We start from the raw sequence: 21,866 nt of genomic DNA, 5'->3' as shown, positions 1-21,866 counted from the left end.
TCCTTTAAAGGTTGTGTTGGCGAAGCCAATCATCGATAAGTTGGGTTAAATGCTGGCCGCTAAAGCTGGAAAAGTGTCCGCCATGCACAGTACGAACGGGCAGTTTACGCAGCCGGCGCATGCTGGCGGCGTAGTCGGTAAGATCGCTGTGCCAAAGATCTTCAATTAACGGGCCATCGTAAATCAGGTCGCCCGAGATCAGCGTCTGGGTTGCCGTTTCCCACAGGGCGATGCCGCCGGGGGAGTGCCCCGGGGTATGAATCACCTCCCACTGGCGATTACCCAAATCCAGTATTTCGCCATCCGCTAACGGGCACACCTGCTGCGGCGCCGTGATGCGGTAGCGTGCATGCGAGTACGGCTTGGCAGGGAGTGCCTCGAACATATCGTCGCTCAGGAACTGGTCTGCCAAAGTGCGCGTGTTGTCGGGAGAGGCAAGAATCTCTGCCTCGGCGGCATGCACATGACAGCAGCCAAACTCGTGGGCAGCGCCGATATGATCGAAGTGCGTGTGGCTGGCCACTGCCAGCAGGTCGCGCTCGCTAAGCAGCGCCACCTGCTGGCGTAGCGGCACCGCGCCCAGGCCAAAATCCACTATCATGCCCCGCTTGCTGCCCTGAACATGCCAGATATTGCAGCGATAGAATGGCTTAATCCATGGTTCATCGATCAGGGTGATACCGTCCGACTTGGCGGCAGTACGGTACCATTGCTGTTCGCCGATACGCTTAAGGCTCATACGGTTACCCGCTTCACGAACACGGCCTTACTGACCACAAAATAGAGCGCGCCGGTGATAACGAAAACCGGCAGCGACGCACCAAATTCCAACGGAGCAACCCAATTCCAGTAATAGGCTAAAAGCGCGCCTACCGCATAGCTGCCCAATGCGACCCAATTGAACGCAGGCAACAAATTGGCATCACGCATTAGCTGCGCTGATGTATAGCGGCTGCGATCCAAAAGGTAGTAATCCACTATCATTAACGAGAAGGCAGGAATAAATACACTGCCAATAATCAATAAGAAGGTTTGGAACTGGTCAAGAATACCTGGAATTAGCGCACCAATAACGGATACCACCCCAATGAGCAGTGCGGGCTTCCAGAAAGGTACCGTCGGCCGCACACTCATAAACGAAAGCGTCGCGCTGTAGACGCACATCACGTTGGTGGTCAGCACCGAAAAGAAAATCACCAAGGCCGCGGGTAGGCCGAAACCGAAACCACTGAGCAGAGCTGTCGGATCATAGGTAGGTTCCATACCCACGCTGATCGACAACGCCGACACCGTGGCACCCAAGCCCATAGCAACCAGCGTGGCAACCACGTAGCCGCCCCATGTACCTACAATGGCGGCTTTTAGGGAGCGGCAGTGGCGGTTGTAATCCGCGGCTAGAGGTATCCAGGAAAACGCGGTCGCCACGACGATGTCAAACACCACGCCGCCGCCCAAAACACCCTCGGGTTCCAACTGGGTAATACTGGGCAAATCGTAGTGGCGATTCAGCGCAAAAAGCACCACTGCCGACAATCCCAACATCAGTAACGCCGCAATTTTTTCAACTTTTTCAATACCTAAATGGCCGCGCAACGCAATAAGCACGACCAACGATTCACATAACACCGTGAATAACGCTACATTCGAATAACCGGTCAGGCTTTCAACTGCATAATCAAGGCTCATTCCCGCTAATAAAGCTTGAATCCAACTCCAAGCAACCAGTGCGAACAAATTAACGCAGGCGGGGAAATTAGCGCCTTTTCTACCGAAGGTGCCACGTGCTAGCACCATCGTAGTCATGCCAGTTTGCTGGCCCATTACCCCGATCAAAACCAGTGGAATGATCCCTACCGCCGAACCCAGAAAAATCAACAGCATCGCATGTTGAAAGGTTAAATCAGGCACCAAAAACATGCCGGTTAGAATGGTTGTGACGACGACATTAGCGCCTATCCACAAGGCGAACGTTCCGGGCAACCCAAGGCTGCGTTCGACGCCTTCTGCCGACAGCGTATCTTGACCTAAAACACGATTAGTTTTCATTATTGTTTCCCTGTTTGTATCAGGTTTTTTTGCCAGGCAGCGGCGTTTATTTCGATCAGCATCGGCCCGTCCAACGGTCGGCTGGCCAGTGCGTCGCTGAGACTTGCGGGGCTGTCGACGCAAGTTGCCAGACAGCCGAAGCCGCGGGCGAGCGTCAGGAAGTCGGGAGCCTTGAGATCCACGCCGAGGCGTTCGACACCGTGGGCGTCCATGAAGCGGCGTATCTCTTCATAGCCTGCGTTGTGCCACAGCAGAATGACCACCGGTAAGCGCTCTTCCACGGCGGTGGCAAGCTCCGACAGGGTGAACATCACGCCGCCGTCACCGACCAGCGCGACCACCGGCAGTGCCGGCTGGCCGAGCTGCGCGCCTAGCGCCGCTGGCAGGCCGTAGCCCAGGGTGCCGTAGCCCGTAGAGGCGTTGAAGTAACGACGTGGTGCCGGTTGCGAGACCAAATGGTTACCGGCATACACCGGAGCCGTCGAGTCGCCGACCAGGATGGCCTCCGGCAGTACTGCCTCGAGGACCGCATAGAGGGGAACAAAGGGCATGAAGGCCGGATCGTTGACCAGGTCCAGCGTGGCAAGGGCCAGCGCGGTGCGTCCCCGGCCTCCCTTGTGCATCGGGTGCGGCAGACGCTCGACCAGTAGCTCGAGGCTACGGCCGGCGTCGCCCACCAAGCCAAGCGCCGGTGGCTGGTTGCGCACGAGTTGCTGGGCATCCAGGTCGATACGGATCAACCGGCCGGTCAAGGCGAAGCCGTCGTCGAACACCACGTCGTAATCGGTCTCGCCCAGCTCGGTACCCACAGCCAGAATTACGTCGGCGTTAGCCGCCAGCTCGCGTACCGCAGGCAGCGCGGCGTTAGCGCCCAGGTCAAGCGGGTGGCGGCGGCCCAGCAGCCCCTTGGCATTGATCGTGGTCACCGTCGGCGCATCGAGGCGTTCGACCAGCTGTCGCGCCGCGCCGGGGGCATCCACGCAGCCGCCGCCGAGCAGCACCAGGGGGCGCTCGGCCGCCGTGAGCCAGTCGACTGCCTGGGCGAGACCTCGAGGGTCCGGCGCCGGGCGATACAGCATCGGCGGTTGCCACTGGCTCGGTATCGCGACCGGTGCATCGAACAGGTCGATGGGAATCTCGATATGTACGGGCCCGGGGCGCTCGCTGCGAAACACCGTGAAGGCCCGCGCCAGCACTTCAGGCAATTGGCAGGGATCGAGCAGAGTGTGGCTGAAGCACGAGACCCCGGCGATCAGCTGTTGCTGACTGGGCAGTTCATGCAGGCGTCCCTGACCCAGCCCCAAGGTATCACGGCGGTTGACGCTCGAGATCACCAGCATGGGAATGGAATCGGCAAGGGCCTGCCCCATTGCCGTGGCGATATTGGTCATCCCGGGCCCTGTGATGATAAAGCACACCCCGGGGTGCCCGGTGGCGCGTGCATAGCCGTCGGCCATGAAACCGGCGCCCTGCTCGTGGCGGGGGGTGACGTGGCGGATGCCAGCGGCCTCGCCCCCTTCCAGGCCACGATAGAGCTCGACGGTGTGCACCCCGGGGATGCCGAAGACGGTGTCCACCCCGTAGGTGTCCCGTAGCAGTCGAATGAGCAGTTCTGCACAGGTCATTTGGAGGTCCCTCATCCCACTAGCCAGTGGGCCATGACGACAATGATCGGCAAGGTGATGGCGGTGCGGATCAGAAAGATCGCCGCCAGCTCCCACAGCTTCAGCGGGATCTTGGACTTCAGCAGAAGAGCGCCGATTTCCGACATGTAGACCAGCTGGGTTAGCGACAGGCAGGCAATCACGAAGCGCGTCAGCTCGCTCTCGATGTTGCTACCCAGTACCGCCGGCAGGAACATGTCGGCGAAGCCCACCAGTGTAGCGGGGGCCGCAGCCTCGGCTTCGGGCACGCCCATCCACTCCAGCACCGGCACCATGGGCATCGACAGCCAGGTGAAAATCGGTGTGAACTCGGCCAGGATCAGCGCCACGGTGCCGATGGCGATGACCAGCGGCAGCAGGCCGAAGAAGATATCGGCGACGTTGAACAGAGCGATGCGCACCAGCTGCCGCGGACCGGGAGCCTTCTCCGCGCGGGCCACGGCCATGCCCAGACTATAGCGAAACAGCCCCTGGTCACCGGTACGCTCTTCCTGCAGGCGACAGCCCACCGGCTCATAGTAAGTATTCGGCTTGAGCGACAACGGTGGTAACCGCGGCACGATCACGGCCGCCACCAGGCCGGCGACCACCACCGTCAGGTAGAAGGGCACGAAGAGGTGGTTGATGCCGATGAAGGTGGTCACCAGGATCGCGAAGGCAATGGAAACGATGGAGAAGTTGGTGGCGATGGCCGCCGCCTCTCGACAATTATAGAAGCCTTTCTCGTACTGTTGGGTGGTGATCAGTACCCCTACGGTGCCCGACCCCATCCAGGAGGCCGTGGCATCGATCGCGCTTCGGCCCGGCAGCCCGAAGATCCACCGGAAGGGTTTGCGAAGCAGGCTACCGATGAACTCCATGAAGCCGAAGTCGACCAGGAAAGGCAGCAGTATGGCGGCGAAGAAGAAGAAGGTCAGGAGCACTGGTGCCAGGTCGTTAAGCATCACGCCACCCGTAAAGGGAGCAATGACGAACTCGGGACCCACCTGAAAGTAGGTCATCAAGGCGAAGAGCGCACCAAGGGCTCGCATGACGACCCACACAGGCGCCACGTCGAACAGATCCTTCAGCATACCCTCGCTCGCCCAGCCAGGATGGGTGGACTTGACCACCAGGGTCAGGACCACTGACAGGCAGAGGACGACCGTCGCGATAGCCGGCAGGGTATCGCCCAGCAGGGCCTTGAGCCCATCGGCGGCGAACCCCATGCCGATGTTGATGGTATCGCCCATCGAGAACGGCACCAGGAACAGCAGAACACCGAGTATCGATGGCACCAGGAACTTGATCAGTCCATGCCGAGAGAGCGGTGCGCCCTCAAGCGCTATGTCGTCGGATGTATCAAGGGAGGATGGCATAAGGCACCTCAGGTTGAATTATCGTTGTAGTGTCGGTCTGACCGCGAATCTTAATCGCGCTTGACGCCTGGCAGTACACAAAGCATTTCATACAGCAGCGTGGCGCCCATAAGCGCAGTGTTGCCGCTGGGGTCATAGGGCGGTGACACTTCCACCAGGTCTCCCCCCACGATGTTCAGGCCGGCAGCACCACGCACAATTTCCAATCCTTGAGTGGACGTCAGCCCGCCCATTTCCACCGTGCCGGTGCCGGGGGCAACCGAGGGATCCAAGCCATCGATATCGAAACTGATATACACCGGGATATCGCCCATCTGCTCGCGCACCTCCGCCATCAGCGGCGCTAGCGAGCGGTACCAGCATTCCTCGGCGGGCACGACGCGAAAGCCCTGCTCGCGACACCAATCGAAATCTTCAGCCGCGTAACCAGTCCCGCGCAGACCGATTTGCACCACCTTTCCATGGGCCAACAAGCCTTCTTCCTGTGCCCGGCGAAAAGGCGTGCCATGCGCAATCGGTTCGCCGAACATATGCTCGTTCACATCGGCATGGGCATCGATATGAATCAATCCCACCGGGCCATGCTTTTTAGCCATGGCCCGCAGAATCGGCAGCGTCAGAGTGTGTTCGCCGCCGAGTGTCAGCGGAATGCAGTCATGTTGGAGTACCTCGTCGTAAAACGCGGTGATGATGTCGACACTTTTCGGCAGATGAAAAGTATTGATCGGCACGTCACCGATGTCGGCCACCTGCAGGCTTTCAAAGGGTGCTGCGCGGGTCGCCATGTTATAGGGGCGTAGCATGCGTGACTCGTCGCGGATCTGGCGCGGCCCAAGACGGGTACCCGGACGATTGGAAGTACCAATATCCATCGGGACGCCGATGAAAGCGGCATCCAGCCCGGCAGCACTCTCTTGGGTGGGCAGTCGCATCATGGTGGCGGGGCCGGCAAAGCGCGGCATGCTATTACCACCCAGCGGCTGATTGAATTCCGACATACATATCTCCTTGGCCTTGTTTTGAAATGATCGAGTCGCTCTGCAAGCGCTTTTAAGCGCTTCCTGACTTTTTCAATGCACAGATCATGCCAAGTCGTCGGCACCACTAAATAGGTAGGATTACTCACCATTTGATGCAAAAATGCATCAAATTAACGGCTTATTAATTCAAAAACGCATCGACGATTCATAATTGAATCGCTTAAGGAGCGTGTTGCCATGAGTGAAATCGACAGATGCGTGTTGCAGACGATCGTGGCGACAGCCAACGATCACTTCTTCATTGTCAGTGGTGATGGACGGATATTGGATATTAGCCCTGGGGCCGAAGCGGTCTACGGGGTATCCCGAGAAGAGCTGCTTTCCAGCAGCGTTCAGCAGTTGCAAACCACGGGAGTGCTCAAGCCGTCAATTACCATGGAAGTGTTACGCACACGGAGGCCCGCTCAACTTATGCAAGTGACCGGGACTGGCCGCCGCGTCATCGCCGAAGCATACCCGGTGTTCGTGAATGATAAGCTTGAGCGCATCATCAGCCGTTCGCGGGATTTAACCGACTTGCAGCTACTACAGGACGAATACGCCCTGTTGCAGAAGCGCTTCAGCGAACATTTGAAGCGCAGCCACGCAACCCCCGATGCGGAAGAACAGGCACTGGACGACGCGCTCGACAACCTGCAGGTGAGAAGTCACGTCATGCGTGAAATTGCACTACTGCTTAAGCGGGTCGCGCCTTCGGATGCCAACGTGCTGATGCTCGGCGAATCCGGCGTCGGCAAGACTGCCTTTGCCAAGCAGCTACACCGCTGGAGTCAGCGTTGTGACGGCCCTTTTATTGAGGTCAACTGCGCAGCGATTCCCGAGAACCTATTCGAATCCGAGATGTTCGGCTATCAGCCAGGCGCTTTCAGTGGCGCGGCGCGACAGGGCAAAGCGGGGCTATTGGAGCAAGCCGAGGGCGGCACGCTATTTCTCGATGAGATAGGCGAGTTGCCACTACTGATGCAGACTAAACTCCTCAAAGTCATTCAGGATGGCAGTTTGACCCGCTTAGGCGATACGCGCCCACGTCGGGTCGATTTTCGCTTGGTGGTGGCCACCAATCAAAATCTAGGCAAGCAGGTAGAAGCCGGGCTGTTTCGTCTGGATCTTTACTACCGCCTCAACGTTATTCCCGTCACCCTGCCACCACTGCGCGACCGCCGCGAAGATATTCCCGATCTTGTCGAAGCCTGCCTGAAACGACTTAATCAGCGCTATGGACGTCAAAAAATTCTCGATACCCGCGTTTGGTCGACGCTAATGGGTAGCGACTGGCCCGGCAACGTGCGCGAACTTGAAAACTGGTTAGAGAGAGCCTGGCTTTCAAGCCCCACTGATCAAATTGAAGTGCCCGCCTTCCACCCCCAAGCGGAGAACCACTCGGCAAGCTTCCCGAGCGCCTCCCCCTTACCCAGCGCCGCCTCACTAGAAACCCACGAAACACTCAAAGAGTATCTCGCCCGCCTGGAGCGTGAAACCCTTGAGGAGCTCAGCAGAACCTTGCCGAGCACCTATGCCATCGCCGAACGGCTCGGCATCAGTCAATCCAGCGTGGTCCGTAGGCTGCAGCGCTACTGCCTAAAGGTCGCCAAATAAGAACCGACAGTTGGTGATGTGTAGGATACAGCCTAGGATTAGCTGAGGGCTTCCAGCGACTGCTCGATAATGCTCAAGCCTTCTTCCAGTACAGCGGAAGACACCGTGAGCGGTACCAGTATCCGAATGCTGTTGCCGTAGAAACCGCAGGAAAGCAGGATCAGGCCTTTCTCACGTGCTTTGGCACACACTTGCTGGGCCAGTTCTGGGGAAGGTTTGCCTTCGCTATCGAGCAATTCAAAGGCGGCCATGGCGCCTAGCTGGCGGCCGTGGGCCACGGCAGGGAAACGCTCTTCCCAAACCGAAAAACGCTCGGCCAGCATCTTGCCCATCTGCTCGCTACGCGCCAGGATATTCTCTTCTTCGATCACCTCGATCACTGCAAGCGCCGCCGCGCAGGAGAGCGGGTTGCCGCTATAGGTGCCGCCCAGGGAGTTGGGGCCGGAGGCATCCATGAGCTTTGCCGTCCCTACCACCGCCGACAGCGGCATGCCGTTGGCCAGGCTCTTGGCGGTGGTGAGAAGATCTGCCTCGATGCCGCTGTGCTCCAAGGCAAACAGCTTGCCGGTGCGGGCAAAACCCGACTGCACTTCATCGGCGATCAGCAGAATGCCATGCTCGTCACACAGCGCCCGCAGGGCTTTCAGGTAATCCGGTGAGGCAATGTAGAACCCGCCCTCGCCCTGTACCGGCTCGATCACAATGGCCGCCGTGCGGTGCGGGGCAATGTCGGTCTTGAACAGCGTACGAATGGCATTTAGCGACGCCTCTTCGCTGATGCCGTGCAAGGGGTTCGGGAACGGCGCGCGGAACACATCGCCCGGCATCGGGCCGAAATCGTTCTTGTAGGGCAGCACTTTGCCGGTCATCGCCAGGGTCATCATGGTGCGGCCATGGAAGGCACCGTCGAAGGTGATAATACCCGTGCGGCCGGTGGCGGCGCGGGCAATCTTCACGGCATTTTCCAGCGCCTCGGCACCGGTATTCACCAGCATCGCCTTGCGTTCAGGGCCACGCACCGGGGTTAGTTCGCAAAGCTTTTGGCAGAGCTGCACGTAAGGAGCGTAGGAAATCACCGCCGCGCTGGTGTGCATAACTTTCTTGAGCTGCGCTTCCACCGCCGCGACGATCTTCGGGTGGCGATGGCCCAGGTTCAACACGCCAATACCACCGGCGAAGTCGATCCAGCGGTTGCCGTCGGCGTCCCACAGTTCGGCGTTTTCGGCGTACTCGGCAAATTGGGTGGTCGGCGTCGCGGCACCGTTGGCCACGAAGCGGTTTTTCAGTTCGTTCAATTCTTGGTTTGTCATTTCTCGTTACCTTTTTATTTAAAGACCACCGACACAGACATACTTCAGTTCGGTAAATTCATCCAGGCCATGGTGGGAGCCTTCACGGCCCAGCCCTGACTCCTTCACGCCGCCAAACGGCGCCAGCTCGGTGGAGATCAGCCCTTCGTTGACACCGACCATGCCGTACTCCAACTGCTCCATGGTGTGCCAGATCCGGCGGTAGTCGGTGGCATAGAAGTAGGCCGCCAGGCCAAAGGGCGTATCGTTGGCCATCTGGATGGCTTCCTCATCGCGCTGGAAGCGGAACACCGGCGCTACCGGGCCGAAGGTCTCCTCATCGGCCACGGCCATCATGGTTGTCACGTCGGCCAGCACCGTGGGGGTAAAGAAGCGCTCGCCTGCGGCATGGGGCTTGCCACCGCAGAGCAGCCGAGCACCCTGGTTCACCGCGTCATCGATATGGCGCTGCACTTTGTCCACCGCGGCTTGGTTGATCAGCGGGCCGATAGTACTGCCTTCCGCTAGGCCGTCGCCGACCTTCAGCGCCTTCACGCGCTCGGTGAGTTTGCTGACGAATGCGTCGTAAATGCCGTCCTGTACCAAAAAGCGGTTGGTGCAGACGCAGGTTTGCCCGGCGTTACGGAATTTGGAGGCAATCGCACCGTCGACGGCGGCATCCAAATCGGCGTCGTCAAACACGATAAACGGCGCGTTGCCGCCCAGCTCCATGGCGGTTTTCTTGACCGTGCCGGCACACTGGGCCAGCAGATGCTTGCCCACCGGGGTCGAACCGGTAAACGAGACTTTGCGCACCCGTGAGTCGGTAGTGAGTACATCACCTACCGCTGCCGGTTTTGATGCGGTAATCACGTTGATCGTGCCGGCGGGCAGACCCGCTTCCAGTGCCAAATAGGCCGCTGCCAGGGCGGTCAACGGCGTGGCTTCAGCGGGTTTAATCACCACGGTGCAGCCCGCGGCCAGGGCCGGGGCGCACTTACGGGTAATCATCGCCAGCGGGAAGTTCCAGGGGGTAATGGCCGCGACCACGCCGATCGGCTCACGCAGCACCAACAAGCGCTTGTCCGCGCCGTGGCTGGGCAACGTTTCCCCGGCCATGCGCTTGGCTTCTTCGGCAAAGAACTCGATAAACGATGCGCCGTAGGTGACTTCGCCCCGTGCCTCGGCCAACGGTTTGCCTTGCTCTAAGGTCATCAAACGAGCAAGCTCATCGGCGTGCTGAGTAATCAACTCAAACCAGCGGCGCAGTAGCGCTGAACGCTGTTTCACCGGGGTGGCCCGCCAGGCCGGCCCTGCGGCATAAGCTGCAGCCACCGCATCACGGGCGTCATCGGCGTCCATATCGGCCACCCGTGCAATCGTCTCGCCGGTGGCGGGGTTATCCACGGGGAAGGTGTGCTTGCCGGTACGCCACTCATCGCCAACCAGGGCGGGTACCGCATCGTGAAGCCACTGTTCGATAAAGCTCATACTGCTCTCCTGAGTCGCGTTATGGTCTGGCAACGTAACAGTGAAAGGCGCAGCAACACATGCACCACTTTCAAGTTGGACCAGACCACTTTTATATTGGAAACTCAGGCAAAAAAGAGACGGTTAGGCGCTCGCTGGAGCGACCCTACGACAACGTTGAGAGTGAGAATAGCGCGGCATGGAACAAGAAAAGGTACTGCAACAGCTGGATAGTCTTTACAACCAACAGTCCTCAACATTGAGTAAGCAAGTACGCGTTGAGCAGGCATTAAGGCAGGCGATTACACAAAAATGGTCAAGTGCTACGCGCCTACCCGGACACAGGGCACTCGCCGAAACACTGAGTATCTCCAGGCATACACTCGCACGGGCAATTACCACATTAATCAAAGAGGAACTTCTAGTAACGCACCATGGCAAGGGCACTTGGTCGCGCTATCGCGCTTCTGATATCTCATCGGAAACACCGGTGCCCCGCCTTTCTTTACGGGCTCAGCGAGTTCTCCGAGACCCTGGGGCCGGCATGGTACAAAATGGTTCTTTCGTGCCTGGCATTCCTGATATAACCAAGTTTCCGATTCGTAAATGGCGACAGCTGTACGCTAGTGTGACAGTACCGCAGAATGCCCTGTTGCTCTCTTATTCCACCGGTGGTTATGGACCTCTCAAGAGGGCAATTCGTGATTTTTTACAGCGCTGGCGGCGCATTGATTGCGACATCGAACAAATCATCATCACTGACGGTACCCATAACGGAATTCAGCTTTGCGCTATGGCTCTCACCGATGCGGGGGATACGGTGGCAATGGAATCGCCCTGCTACTGGGGGGCGCGAAAAGTATTTACTTCCTCTAACCTTGAGCTCGAAATGATTCCGTGGGCACCTGGCAAGGGCCATGTCCTACCCGAATCACCCAAGCCAGTTCAGCTAGCCTACCTGATGGGGGGACATCATTATCCCCTTAGTGTACCCACTTGCATCGAGGACAAGCGCCATTTATGCCAAGCGTTGGACCCGACCTATATCATTGAAGATGACTACGAGTTCAGTCAGGACGATCACATCAACCTACTCTTTGACGCCCGATCCGACCGTCACATATTAGCGGGCTCTTTTTCTAAAATGATATTCCCTGGCTTACGTTTAGGCTATCTGGTGGTTCCAAAACACCTCGCCTCCCCTATCAACCGATTGCGCAGTGAGCTGTTTCGCGAAGGCCGCATGCTTGATCAGGCAGTGTTGGCACAATTTATGTTCAATGGTGACCTGGATGCTTGGTGCCAGCGCATTCAAAGGGAATACTTGGGACGCCAACAAGTCGTTCACGACCATCTAAAGACATTACCTAACGTGCGCTATATCTCGCCACCAAGCCATGCCATCAGTCTGTGTATTGAGTTTGAACCCCAGATTAACGATGTAGCCATTGCCAAGTCACTTCTTAAAGAACAGTTGGTGGTACGGCCGTTGAGCACCGTATGCGCCGATAAAGATCAGCGTTCAGGGCTCATCATGGGAGTTGGCATGCTCTCGGGAGACACGCTGAAACAAGAGGTTAAACGTTTAATAAATCATCTCGGCATACTTCTCAAATGACTATCAGATCGAAGCTCAGCGGCAATATTCTTGCCTACCTTGGTGTTGGGTTTCATTGGACTACTACACTGCCGACTATTGACACCCATCGCCTAAACCTGCCCTCCTCCAACCAGAAAAGCCAGCGCATTGCGCTGGCTTTTCTGGTTATGCCATGTTGCTCCGGCCCGCCTTGGGCCAAGCACTACCCCCTCCACTAGATATAGAAGTGTTTCAGCAAGTGGGCATCGTTTCGACGATAGGCGGATTCGATCATCCGCTCGAACAGGCGACAGGCAGCTTGGCTGATTCGCTTGATCAGGGAGGCCTCAGGAGCGGTGGCAGGCGTGCTGTGTGAGAGCGTCTGGGTGGTCATGGTATTGGACTCGGTATATCGTAAGTATGCCAACAGCATACCCGAACACAAGACTTTGGTCTAAATTAATTAGCCTTTAGTCGCATTCAACGTGCTCGAGCGCCTGACAACCAGTCGTCGCGCTGAAAGAAGCCTTGGTTTTCACGTATCAGTTTCGCGGAGTGCCTCGACCAGGTAATCGATTATCAACCTGCCTTGGCGAGAAGTCACAGCCTAAATAGTTATGCTCTGCAAGATCTGCTGCACACCGTGGTATCTCATCTGATCAGCGCCAGCCAGGGCACGCCAATCGCCAGCCAGGCAACCAGGAACACCAGACCGAAAATCGCACCGAGACGCCAATACAATGGGCCGGGTATATAACCACTGCCGTAGTAGACGGGGCTCGGCCCGGTGGCATACGGCGTGAGGATACCCATTATGCCCAGCGTCGGCAGCAGCATGAGCACAAACATGTGCATATCGATACCGGGTATACCGGACGCTGCCGCCAGCATGACCGGCAGCAGCGCAGTGGTATGGGCAGTGACGCTGGCGAAGAAGTAATGCAACAGATAGAAGATCACCGTCAGCGCGATCATCGCCATCGTCGGATCGAAGTGGCTAATGCGAGCGCCGACCAGGAGGCCGAACCACTCCACGAACCCGACCTGATTGAGCCCACCGGCCAGGGCCACCAGAGTGGCAAACCAGAAAAAGGTGTTCCATGCCGCCTTGTTGGCGAGAATGTCGTCCCACTTGAGGATATTCAGTATCAACATGGCACAGATTACCAGAAGCCCCACCAACGCCGAGGACACCACCGCGCTGGCAAAGATCCACAGCGCCAAGGCCGTGACCACCAGGCAGAGCAGAATGATTTCGTTACGAGTCAGGCCACCGAGTTGCTTGAGTTCCCCCGCCGCCCAGTCGGTTACAGCACTACCCGACTTGACTTCCGGCGGACACAACCAGTAAGCCAACAAGGGCGTCAGCAGCAACAGCAGGATACCCACCGGCGCCACCGCCATGAACCACTCCCCCCAGCCGATGCGGATGCCCGTCGCGGTTTCGGTCAAGGCAACGGCCAGCAGGTTGGGCGCCAGCGCAGTCAAGAAAAGCGAACTCGTCACGCAAGTCGAGGCTATCGCCGTCCACATCAGGAAGCTGCCGATGCGCTTGCTGCTCGCATCGTTCGGGTGGGAATCATAGAGTTCAGGGAGGTTGCGCACCACTGGGTAGATAGTGCCCCCGCTACGCGCGGTATTGGATGGCGTAAAGGGAGCCAGCACCGCATCGGCGAGCATCACTGCATATCCCAGTGTCAGGGTCCTTCGCCCCATGGTCTTGACCAGCCACAGCGCGATTCGCCGCCCCAGCCCGGTCTTCTCGTAGCCGAGAGCGAACATGAAAGCGCCAAAAATCAGCCATACTGTCGAGTTGGTGAAACCGGAAACCGCCCATGAGAAAGCGCTCCCGGACGAACTAAAGCCGGGATCAGTCAGTTGCTCAGGGGAGAACAGCACCCAGGGTGCCAATAACGCCGCCACGGCAACACCAATCAGACCAATCACCGCCCCCGGCAATGGCTCGAAAATTAGCCCGACGACGACGCCGAGAAAAATCGCAAAGAAATACCAGGCGTGGGGAGGCAACCCGGCGGGCACTGGCAATAGCGCCACGATGATGGTCACGATAAGCGGTGCAAGCAGCTTCATTCGAGATGTCATAGCGATATTTCCAGTTTGAGCCCTGGGGGAAATAGTGATAATAGGTCGGACAAAGGAAACGCTAGTTGATCCTGAACAAGACTGCCTACTCTTCTTCCAACTAATGTTCCAGATGAAGCCTTGTCCTTCTCAGGGCAGCCTACTATTCAGATGACAGGGGTTCAGTTAACCAAGCCTGGCCGGCAATCGATCATCGGGGAGAATCATGCGCGAACAGGACATCGACATCGTTATCGTGGGGGGTGGCGGCGCCGGTTTGCGTGCCGCGATCGCTGCGGCCGAAAGTGCCAGAAAAGAGCACCGTCAGCAGCGCATCATGCTGCTCTCGAAAGTCTATCCAATGCGCTCTCACACCGTCTCGGCGGAAGGGGGCGCTGCCGCCGTGACCAGCGAAGAAGACAGCCTGCAAGCGCACTTTGACGATACGGTTGCCGGTGGCGACTGGCTAGCCGAACAGGGTGTCGTCGACTATTTCATTCGCCACGCTCATCGGGAGCTGGTGCAGATGGAGCGCTGGGGCTGCCCCTGGAGTCGCAAGCCGGATGGTTCCGTGCAGGTACGGCGCTTCGGCGGCATGAAAACGGCGCGTACCTGGTTTGCCGCCGACAAGACCGGCTTCCACATGCTGCACACCCTGTTTCAGACCTCGTTGAAGTATCCGGAAATCGAACGCCTGGACGAGTATTTCGTGCTCGATATCGCGGTTGTCGCCGGCGCGGTGGCCGGGGTCATTGCGCTTGAGATCGCTACCGGTGAACTGATCCTGCTGCGCGCGAAGTCAGTGATCCTGGCGACAGGCGGAGCTGGACGCCTGTTTCGCTTCAATACCAATGCCGGCATCGTCACCGGCGATGGCATGGCCATGGCCTTTCGTCATGGCGTTGCCCTGCGGGACATGGAATTCGTTCAGTACCATCCGACCGGTCTCCCGGGTTCCGGCGTGTTGATTACCGAGGCCTGCCGTGGCGAAGGGGGCATCCTGGTGAACAAGGATGGCTACCGCTATCTGCAGGATTACGGGCTTGGCCCTGAAACTCTGTTGGGCCATCCGCAGAACAAATACATGGAGCTGGGTCCGCGCGACAAGTTATCCCAAGCCTTCTGGCAGGAACAGCAGTCAGGGCGGACTGGCAAGTTCGGCGACAGTGACGTGGTCTATCTGGACCTGCGCCACCTGGGCAAGGAGTATCTGCATGAACGCCTTCCGTTCATCTGCGAACTTGCCAATGTGTTCATCAATGTCGACCCGGTGAAGGAGCCCATCCCGATTCGCCCGGCGGTGCACTACACCATGGGCGGAATAGAAACCGACGCCCATTGCGAGACCCGCATCAAGGGGCTGTATGCCGCGGGCGAATGCGCCTCCGTGGGGCTTCACGGCGCCAACCGCCTGGGCTCGAATTCTCTCTCCGAACTGCTGGTCTTCGGGCGCCTGGCGGGGGAAGAGGCCAGCCAGCGGGCAGCAACGGTCACTTTTGCCGATAGCACTGCCCTGAAGGAACAGGCCCAAGCCCAAAAGATCCGGATAGCGAAGCTTTATGATGCCGAAGGCGAGGAAAACTGGGTAGAGCTCAAGCGTGAACTCGTGCTGACGATGGAGACTGGCTGCGGGATCTATCGGGAAGTCGCGGGGATGCAGACCACCTTGGACATGATTCGCGACCTGCAGACTCGTTATCGGAACATTCGACTGCAGGACAAAAGCCGTGCCTATAACACCGAGCTGATGCAGTGCCTTGAGCTGGGCTACGGCCTGGACATTGCCGAGGCGACTTGCCTGGGAGCGCTCGAGCGCAAGGAATCGCGCGGCGCCCACAAGCGGCTCGAGGAAGATCTTCAGCAACGTGACGATGTCAATTACCTGAAGCACAGTCAGGTTTTCTTCAACGCTGAAGGGCCAGCCCAGCTGCGCTGGCAGGACGTGGATACCCACCTGTCCGCCCCCGCTGAACGCGCCTATGGCGATGCCGGCAAAGGAATCAAACAATGACCACCAAACGGCTCAGTATCCAACGCTATCTTCCGGAGCAGGGAAATAATACTCCTTACTGGCAGGATTTCGACATACCCTTCGACGACAGCACCTCGGTTCTTGACGCCCTTAACTACGTCAAGGAAGAGCTGGACGGCAGCCTTAGCTACCGCTGGTCGTGCCGCATGGCGATCTGCGGCTCCTGCGGCGTGATGGTGAACAACACCCCCAAGCTGGGCTGCCAGAGCTTTCTGCGCGACTACGAAGGTCCGGTGAAGATTGCCCCGCTCGCGCACTTCCCTGTGGAGAAGGACCTGATCATCGATATGGGGTTGTTTCTCGATCACCTCGCTGCAGTGCAGCCTTATCTCATTAATGACAGCCGGCTCATCAATGACAGCGAAGAAGGCACGGAAACCTTCAAGCAGACTCCGGCGCAGATGGAAAAGTACAAGCAGTTTGCCGGCTGTATCAATTGTGGCCTGTGCTACTCGGCTTGCCCTCAGTTTGGCCTGAACCCTGAATTCCTGGGGCCAGCTGCCCTAACGCTTGCTCATCGTTATAACCTTGATAGCCGGGATCAGGGCAAGAAGCAGCGCATGCCGCAAATGAACCGCGAGGAAGGGGTCTGGAGCTGTACCTTCGTGGGCTTTTGTTCGGAAGTCTGCCCAAAAAATGTCGACCCAGCAGCCGCGGTGAACCAGGGCAAAGTCGAGTCGGCGAAAGACATGCTGATCGGCATATTCAAAGGATAGGGGGCGGCGTCATGGCAAAGCGAACAAGCTACTTTCCCGAACTTAAACGTAACTGGTGGTTGAAGCACCCTTACTTCAAGAAATACATGGCAAGGGAAGCCACTGTTCTACCGCTGGTGTTCTTTCTCCTCTGCCTGCTTGCAGGGTTGTATAGCCTGCTGCAGGGAGCTGAAAGCTGGCAAGGCTGGCTTACGTTCATGCAAAGTCCGCTGGTTATCGCGGTAAATGCGCTGGCTTTTATCGCCAGTCTGTTTCACGCCTGGACGTTTTTCCAACTGTTCCCACGCGTCATGCCATTACGTGCAGGTGGTCGCACCCTACCCCCGAACCTCATGGTCCTCGGACAATGGTTTGGCGTAGTAGTGGTGATGGTCCTGGCGGCCTGGATATTCATGAGGGGGCTGTGATGAATAAAGGTACGTCGTTGAATAATGATGCATCCGAGAACATGAGAAGAAGCGATGAGCCCATCTGGTGGGGCCTTTTCAGCGCCGGCGGTGTCTGCTTTGCGGTGTTTGTACCGGCAGCGATCCTGTTCATCGCCCTGCTCATCCCAGCCGGAATCGTTGGGCCTGATGCGCTACGTTTCGAGCGTGCTCACTCCATGGTATTCAGCCTGCCAGGGCTGATATTTATCGGTATGGTGATCTGCTTGCCGCTATTCCATGCGGCCCACCGTATCCGCCATGGCCTGCATGACCTTAAGCTGGGTACGGAACATCTGAACAAGGTAGCCACGTATGGTGGTGCCGCCCTGCTTAGCGTCCTGGCACTTGTCGGATTCGCTATCGGGATCCTGTAGCCATGCGCTAACCCGGCTGGTGCTGGTGCTGATCGAGGCCGGCTACTCGTCTATGCGTACCCGAATGCCTTCCGCCACCCGCTCGCCGGGATGAGTGATGACCACGTCCCCGGCCTCGAGGCCGTCGAGGAGTTGGGTCGTCAGCCCGCTGCGCCGGCCCGGGGTGACCTGAACCCGACGGGCACGGCCCTCTTCGATCGTGAAGACCACCCAGTCGCCGTCGGCGCGAAACAGGGCGCTGGTGGGCAGCTGCAGGATGTCGTCGGCCTCCCAGACCAGGAACTCGGCGTCGACCCGGAAGCCGCTGCCCAGCCCTTGGGCGGCAGGGTCAGCATCCTCCATGAAATCGATGATCACCGGCACGCGCTGTTCGTCGACGCCCAGCGCCGAGACCCGGGTGTATCCGACGGGCTCGATGCCGCGCACCTGGCCGGCCAGCGGCTCCCCGCCCCAGCCGGTGATGCGCACCGCCATACCGGGCCGCACCCGCACGGCATCCATTGAGAGCAGGTCCACCTGGATTTCCAGGTCCGCGAGGCTGCCGAGCTCGAGGATCGGCTCGCCGGCCGCCACGGTTCCCTCGCAGCAGCGGTAGCGGGTCAGCACCGTGCCACTGATGGGTGCGCGCACCTCCAGCGCAGGGTGCTCAATGTCGCCGCGCTGCCCACTGGCGACTTCTAGCACCGCCCGGGCGCTTTCCACTTCGAAGCGGGCGGCCTCTACGCTTGAGGCCGCGGCGCTCTCAATGGCGCGCTGGCGGTCGCGCTGGCTCTGGCGCTGCTCGAGATCGGCGGTGGAGACCTGGTTGCGCTGGTGCAGCTGGCGGTAGCGGTCATACTCGGCGTCGGCGAAACGCCGCTCGGCCCGGGCGGTCTCCAAGTTGGCATGGGCAGCCCGCAGCCTTGCTTGGGTGGCCTGCAGATTGTCCTCAGCCTGTTGTCGCGATCGCGGATCAAGGGCCGGGGCAGGGCTCGGCTCCAGGCGGAACAGCGCCTGCCCCTGCTCGACCTCGTCGCCGACTTCCAGCATCACCCGCTGCAAGTAGCCGGCGATGGGTACCGAGACGTTCCAGGTGTCGCGTAACCGGGTGCGCCCCTCCTCGGTGATCGAGTCGACGAAGGGCTCGGCGGTGATCCGGGCCACGCTGACTGGCACCGGGGCTGGGCGCAGCGCCCAGGCCAGCAGACCGACCAGCACGAGTCCGGCCAGGCCCCACAGCAAGCGGCGGATTAGGGGGCGGCGTGATGTCATGGGTTCATCTCCCTATGGTTCTTTGCAAAACGCGCCAGGCGTCCTTTGCCTCGCTCTGCAGGTCGACGCTCCTCGCTTCTACTCCACCGCCTTCAGGACTCTGATCATGTCCAGGCGGCCCAGGCGGCGCACCACCAACAGGTCGACCAGCAGCGAGGCGGCGATTACCCCGGCGGTGGCGATGGCCACGAAGACCAGCGCCACCAGCAGGATCGTCTCGTCAAGGTAGTCGCGGATGCCCCGCTCAGCCTCGGCGAGCAGCCCGATCGAGGCGACCCCGGGCATCTCCCACAGGGCTGCGTTGAGCGCGTCGGTACGGGCGGGGTCCACCAGCAGCCAGGCGCCGCTGATCGCCGGCCCCTCACGCATCAGCGCATTGAGCTGTTCACGCGTCATGTAGGCGCCCACGCCTAGGGGCTCGTCCACCAGGGCGACCAGCGGCAGGCTGACTCGGCGGCGCTGGCCCTCCATGATCGCCACCTCCAGGGTATCGCCGATCCGGGCGTCCAGCTCACCGGCCAGGTGGCGGGTTAGCATCACGCCGGATTCCGGCAGGCGCTGGGCACGGCGCTGGCCATCCAGCACCTGGCGCAGCTGCGGCTCGGGGACCATGCCGAGCAGGCTGGTACGGTACTCACGGTGTTCATGGATCAGCGTGACAGGCACACGACGCCAGGTCTCCACGGTCAGCACCCCGGGCTGGTGACGCAGCTCGCCGGCAGCCCGCGCCGGGGTCGCCTCGCTGAAGGTGAGCTCCACATCCATGAGCAACACCTGACGATACTGCTGGTCGATCATCCTCTCCACGGCATCGAGTTGGTAGGCCCCCATCATCAGCAGCCCGGCGGAGAGCGCGATCCCCGCCATCGAGAAGCTGGCCTTGGCCGGGTGGCGGGCCAGGTGACGCAGGATAATGCGCGCCTCGTGGCCCAGCAAGGTGCCGGGCAGAATGCGCTCCAGACAGGTACGGCGGAAGCGGATCGGAGCCGGCGGACGCATAGCCTCGGCCGGGGGTCGGCTGACGGCCCGCCAGACGGCTCGCCAAGTGCCGGTCAGCGCGGCCAGAACCACCACCAGAAGCGACAGCGCCAGGGCCCAGGGGGGCACCCGGAAGACCATCTCGGGAAAGCGGAAATAGTCGCGGTAGACCCCGGCCAGGCCGCTGGCCGCCCAAGCGCCCAGGGCCACCCCCAGCGCCCAGCCCAACAGCGCGATGGCCCCAGCCAGCAGGGCGTAATGGCGGGCCAGCTCACCATCGCGGTAGCCGAAGGCCTTGAGCACCGCGAGCGGCTCCCGCTGGGTCTGGATGATGCGCCCCATGACCACGCTGAGCAGGAAGGCCGAAACCGAGAGAAAGATCGCCGGCAGCACCGTGGCCTGGATGCGCTGCTGGGCCAGCTCCTCCTCGATGAAGCGGTGGGACTGCTGGTCGTGGCGGGTGGTGGCGCCGGTGCCACCGTAGCGAGCCAGGACCAGGTCCAGGGCGTCGATCACCCGTTTCTCGTCGGCCCCGGCCTGCAGGGTGAGCGAAAGGTGGTTGAAGGCGCCGCGCATGCCATAGGCGCTGGCCAGGGTATGCTCGTTCATCCACAGCACCGCGTAGCGCCGGTAGTCCGGCATCAGGTCAGTGGGCGCGGCCTGGTAGAGGAACTCCGGGCTCAGGGCGATGCCGGCCAGGCGTAGGGCGGTATGGCGGCCATCGATGATCGCCTCCAGGGCGTCGCCGGGTGCCAGGCCGTGGGCCTCGGCGAAGGCATCACTGACCACTACCTGGTCATCGCGCCCCGCCTCAGGCAGTGAGCCCGCCACCAGGTGCAGGCGGTTGAGGGTGGGCTGACGCCCATCGGGGATCGACAGCAGCGTGCCACGGATGGGGTCTTCGAAGTCGGGCACGGCCAGGCGCACCGCGGCGCGAACCCGGGGCTCGACCAGATTGACCCCTTCGATCGCCTGCAACTGGGTAACCAGCCCCCTAGGCGCCCGCTTGATGTCGACGAACACCTGGGCGAAGTGGTGGCTGGCGTAGAAGCGGTCCCTGGAGCCCGACAGCGCCTCCAAGGTGGTCACCGAAATTATCAGCGTCATGACCCCGCTGGCGATCACCACGGCGATGGCCAACGCCTGCCCCTTGAGTCGCCAGAGGTCGCGGACGAGCTTGCGGTTCAGGGTAAGCATGCGGCCGGTCTCATGGCATCACCAGCGCAGTTCATGGGCGGGACGCCGCTGGGCATTGGCGTGGATCTCGTCGACCCGGCCGTCGCGCAGGCGGACCACACGGTCGGCCATCTCGCCGATCACCTCGTTGTGGGTGATGATCGCCAGGGTGGTGCCGGTCTCCCGGTTGACCCGTTCGAGCACCTCCAACACCCGGATGCCGGTGCGGAAGTCCAGGGCGCCGGTAGGTTCGTCGCAGAGCAGCACGTCGGGCTGCTTGGCCACGGCCCGGGCGATGGCCACCCGCTGCTGCTCGCCGCCAGAGAGTTGGGAAGGGAAGTGGTCCAGGCGCTCCTCCAGGCCGACCAGGGCCAGTGCCGCCTCTGGGGTCATGGGATTGCGGCTGATCTCAGTGACGATGGCTACGTTCTCCCGTGCGGTCAGGCTCGAGATCAGGTTGTAGAACTGGAAAACGAAGCCTACGTGGTGGCGCCGGAAGCGGGTCAGCTCACGCTGGCTGGCCCGGCTCAGGTCATGCTCGCGGCCGGCGGCGTCGCGGTAGTGCACCTCGCCCTCGCTGGGACTGTCGAGCCCACCGAGGATGTTGAGCAGTGTCGACTTGCCGGAGCCCGAGGCACCGAGCATTACCAGCAACTCGCCGCGACGCAGGGCCAGGTCGACTCCCTGCAGCGCCTGGATGGTGACCTCGCCCATGCGGTAGAGGCGGGTCAACCCGCGCGTGGCGAAGACCACTTCCCTGTCATTGTCCATGCTCAGGCCTCCTGTT

18 protein-coding genes are annotated in these 21,866 nt (G+C 60.1%); 6 read left to right on the top strand and 12 right to left on the bottom strand.

What is annotated here, in order from left to right; translation table 11 throughout:
• Positions 1-4: 4 nt before the first annotated feature.
• Genes DU506_RS14330 through speB form a run of 5 tightly spaced genes read right to left on the bottom strand, consistent with a single transcriptional unit; the run spans position 5 to position 6,066 of the window.
• The gene (locus tag DU506_RS14330; protein WP_114487588.1) at positions 5-739 is read right to left on the bottom strand and encodes an MBL fold metallo-hydrolase; all 735 of its coding nucleotides are present in this window, start codon (positions 737-739) and stop codon (positions 5-7) included.
• The gene (locus DU506_RS14325; RefSeq protein ID WP_114487587.1) at positions 736-2,046 is read right to left on the bottom strand and encodes a purine-cytosine permease family protein; all 1,311 of its coding nucleotides are present in this window, start codon (positions 2,044-2,046) and stop codon (positions 736-738) included. The genes DU506_RS14330 and DU506_RS14325 overlap by 4 nt, the downstream gene beginning before the upstream one ends.
• Positions 2,046-3,671 carry a 5-guanidino-2-oxopentanoate decarboxylase gene (locus DU506_RS14320; protein WP_114487586.1) on the bottom strand — a complete coding sequence of 542 codons (1,626 nt, stop codon included), beginning with the start codon at positions 3,669-3,671 and terminating at the stop codon, positions 2,046-2,048. The genes DU506_RS14325 and DU506_RS14320 overlap by 1 nt, the downstream gene beginning before the upstream one ends.
• A gap of 11 nt (positions 3,672-3,682) precedes the next feature.
• Positions 3,683-5,068: a YjiH family protein gene (locus DU506_RS14315; protein ID WP_114487585.1), complete on the bottom strand. Its 1,386-nt coding sequence runs from the start codon at positions 5,066-5,068 to the stop codon at positions 3,683-3,685.
• 50 nt (positions 5,069-5,118) lie between these two features.
• Positions 5,119-6,066: an agmatinase gene (gene speB, locus DU506_RS14310; RefSeq protein WP_114487584.1), complete on the bottom strand. Its 948-nt coding sequence runs from the start codon at positions 6,064-6,066 to the stop codon at positions 5,119-5,121.
• A gap of 219 nt (positions 6,067-6,285) precedes the next feature.
• On the opposite strand from speB, the gene DU506_RS14305 reads away from it, so the two are divergent.
• A complete protein-coding gene (locus DU506_RS14305; protein ID WP_114487583.1) occupies positions 6,286-7,704 on the top strand; it encodes a sigma-54 interaction domain-containing protein in 1,419 nt (472 codons plus the stop codon).
• Positions 7,705-7,742: 38 nt separating this feature from the next.
• Here the strand turns inward: DU506_RS14305 and gabT are convergent, their stop codons facing one another.
• On the bottom strand, positions 7,743-9,014 hold the full coding sequence (gene gabT / locus DU506_RS14300; protein ID WP_114487582.1) for a 4-aminobutyrate--2-oxoglutarate transaminase: 1,272 nt from the start codon (positions 9,012-9,014) through the stop codon (positions 7,743-7,745).
• An 18-nt stretch (positions 9,015-9,032) separates the two neighbouring features.
• Positions 9,033-10,484, bottom strand: a complete 1,452-nt coding sequence (locus DU506_RS14295; RefSeq protein ID WP_114487581.1) for an NAD-dependent succinate-semialdehyde dehydrogenase — start codon at positions 10,482-10,484, stop codon at positions 9,033-9,035.
• A gap of 178 nt (positions 10,485-10,662) precedes the next feature.
• On the opposite strand from DU506_RS14295, the gene DU506_RS14290 reads away from it, so the two are divergent.
• Positions 10,663-12,081, top strand: a complete 1,419-nt coding sequence (locus DU506_RS14290) for an aminotransferase-like domain-containing protein (RefSeq protein WP_114487580.1) — start codon at positions 10,663-10,665, stop codon at positions 12,079-12,081.
• Positions 12,082-12,277: 196 nt separating this feature from the next.
• Here DU506_RS14290 and DU506_RS21720 read toward each other — a convergent pair whose 3' ends face one another.
• Complete coding sequence (locus DU506_RS21720; RefSeq protein ID WP_181870777.1) at positions 12,278-12,436, bottom strand: hypothetical protein; 159 nt, start codon at positions 12,434-12,436, stop codon at positions 12,278-12,280.
• A 257-nt stretch (positions 12,437-12,693) separates the two neighbouring features.
• The gene (locus DU506_RS14280) at positions 12,694-14,145 is read right to left on the bottom strand and encodes an anion permease (RefSeq protein ID WP_114487578.1); all 1,452 of its coding nucleotides are present in this window, start codon (positions 14,143-14,145) and stop codon (positions 12,694-12,696) included.
• A gap of 205 nt (positions 14,146-14,350) precedes the next feature.
• Here DU506_RS14280 and frdA point away from each other — a divergent pair, with 205 nt between their 5' ends.
• The 4 genes from frdA to frdD are packed head-to-tail and all read left to right on the top strand — an operon-like array spanning position 14,351 to position 17,674.
• Positions 14,351-16,135, top strand: coding sequence for a fumarate reductase (quinol) flavoprotein subunit (gene frdA, locus DU506_RS14275; RefSeq protein WP_114487577.1), 1,785 nt, complete (start codon positions 14,351-14,353; stop codon positions 16,133-16,135).
• Positions 16,132-16,872 carry a succinate dehydrogenase/fumarate reductase iron-sulfur subunit gene (locus DU506_RS14270; protein WP_114487576.1) on the top strand — a complete coding sequence of 247 codons (741 nt, stop codon included), beginning with the start codon at positions 16,132-16,134 and terminating at the stop codon, positions 16,870-16,872. The genes frdA and DU506_RS14270 overlap by 4 nt, the downstream gene beginning before the upstream one ends.
• A gap of 11 nt (positions 16,873-16,883) precedes the next feature.
• Complete coding sequence (locus DU506_RS14265; RefSeq protein ID WP_114487575.1) at positions 16,884-17,279, top strand: fumarate reductase subunit C; 396 nt, start codon at positions 16,884-16,886, stop codon at positions 17,277-17,279.
• Entirely contained in the window at positions 17,279-17,674 is a 396-nt protein-coding gene (frdD, locus tag DU506_RS14260) for a fumarate reductase subunit FrdD (RefSeq protein ID WP_114487574.1), read from the top strand. The genes DU506_RS14265 and frdD overlap by 1 nt, the downstream gene beginning before the upstream one ends.
• 42 nt (positions 17,675-17,716) lie before the next feature.
• Here frdD and DU506_RS14255 read toward each other — a convergent pair whose 3' ends face one another.
• From DU506_RS14255 to DU506_RS14245, 3 genes are all read right to left on the bottom strand, one after another.
• A complete protein-coding gene (locus tag DU506_RS14255; RefSeq protein WP_114487573.1) occupies positions 17,717-18,925 on the bottom strand; it encodes an efflux RND transporter periplasmic adaptor subunit in 1,209 nt (402 codons plus the stop codon).
• A 78-nt stretch (positions 18,926-19,003) separates the two neighbouring features.
• Positions 19,004-21,100, bottom strand: coding sequence for an ABC transporter permease (locus DU506_RS14250; RefSeq protein WP_114487572.1), 2,097 nt, complete (start codon positions 21,098-21,100; stop codon positions 19,004-19,006).
• 18 nt (positions 21,101-21,118) lie between these two features.
• Positions 21,119-21,850: an ABC transporter ATP-binding protein gene (locus tag DU506_RS14245; protein WP_114487571.1), complete on the bottom strand. Its 732-nt coding sequence runs from the start codon at positions 21,848-21,850 to the stop codon at positions 21,119-21,121.
• Between the last annotated feature and the right edge of the window lie 16 nt (positions 21,851-21,866).

It is taken from the genome of Vreelandella rituensis, from assembly GCF_003336665.1.
Taxonomy (GTDB): Bacteria; Pseudomonadota; Gammaproteobacteria; order Pseudomonadales; family Halomonadaceae; genus Vreelandella; species Vreelandella rituensis.
The sequence above is the reverse complement of the archived record's forward strand: the minus strand, read 5'-3'. Positions and strand labels throughout refer to the sequence as shown.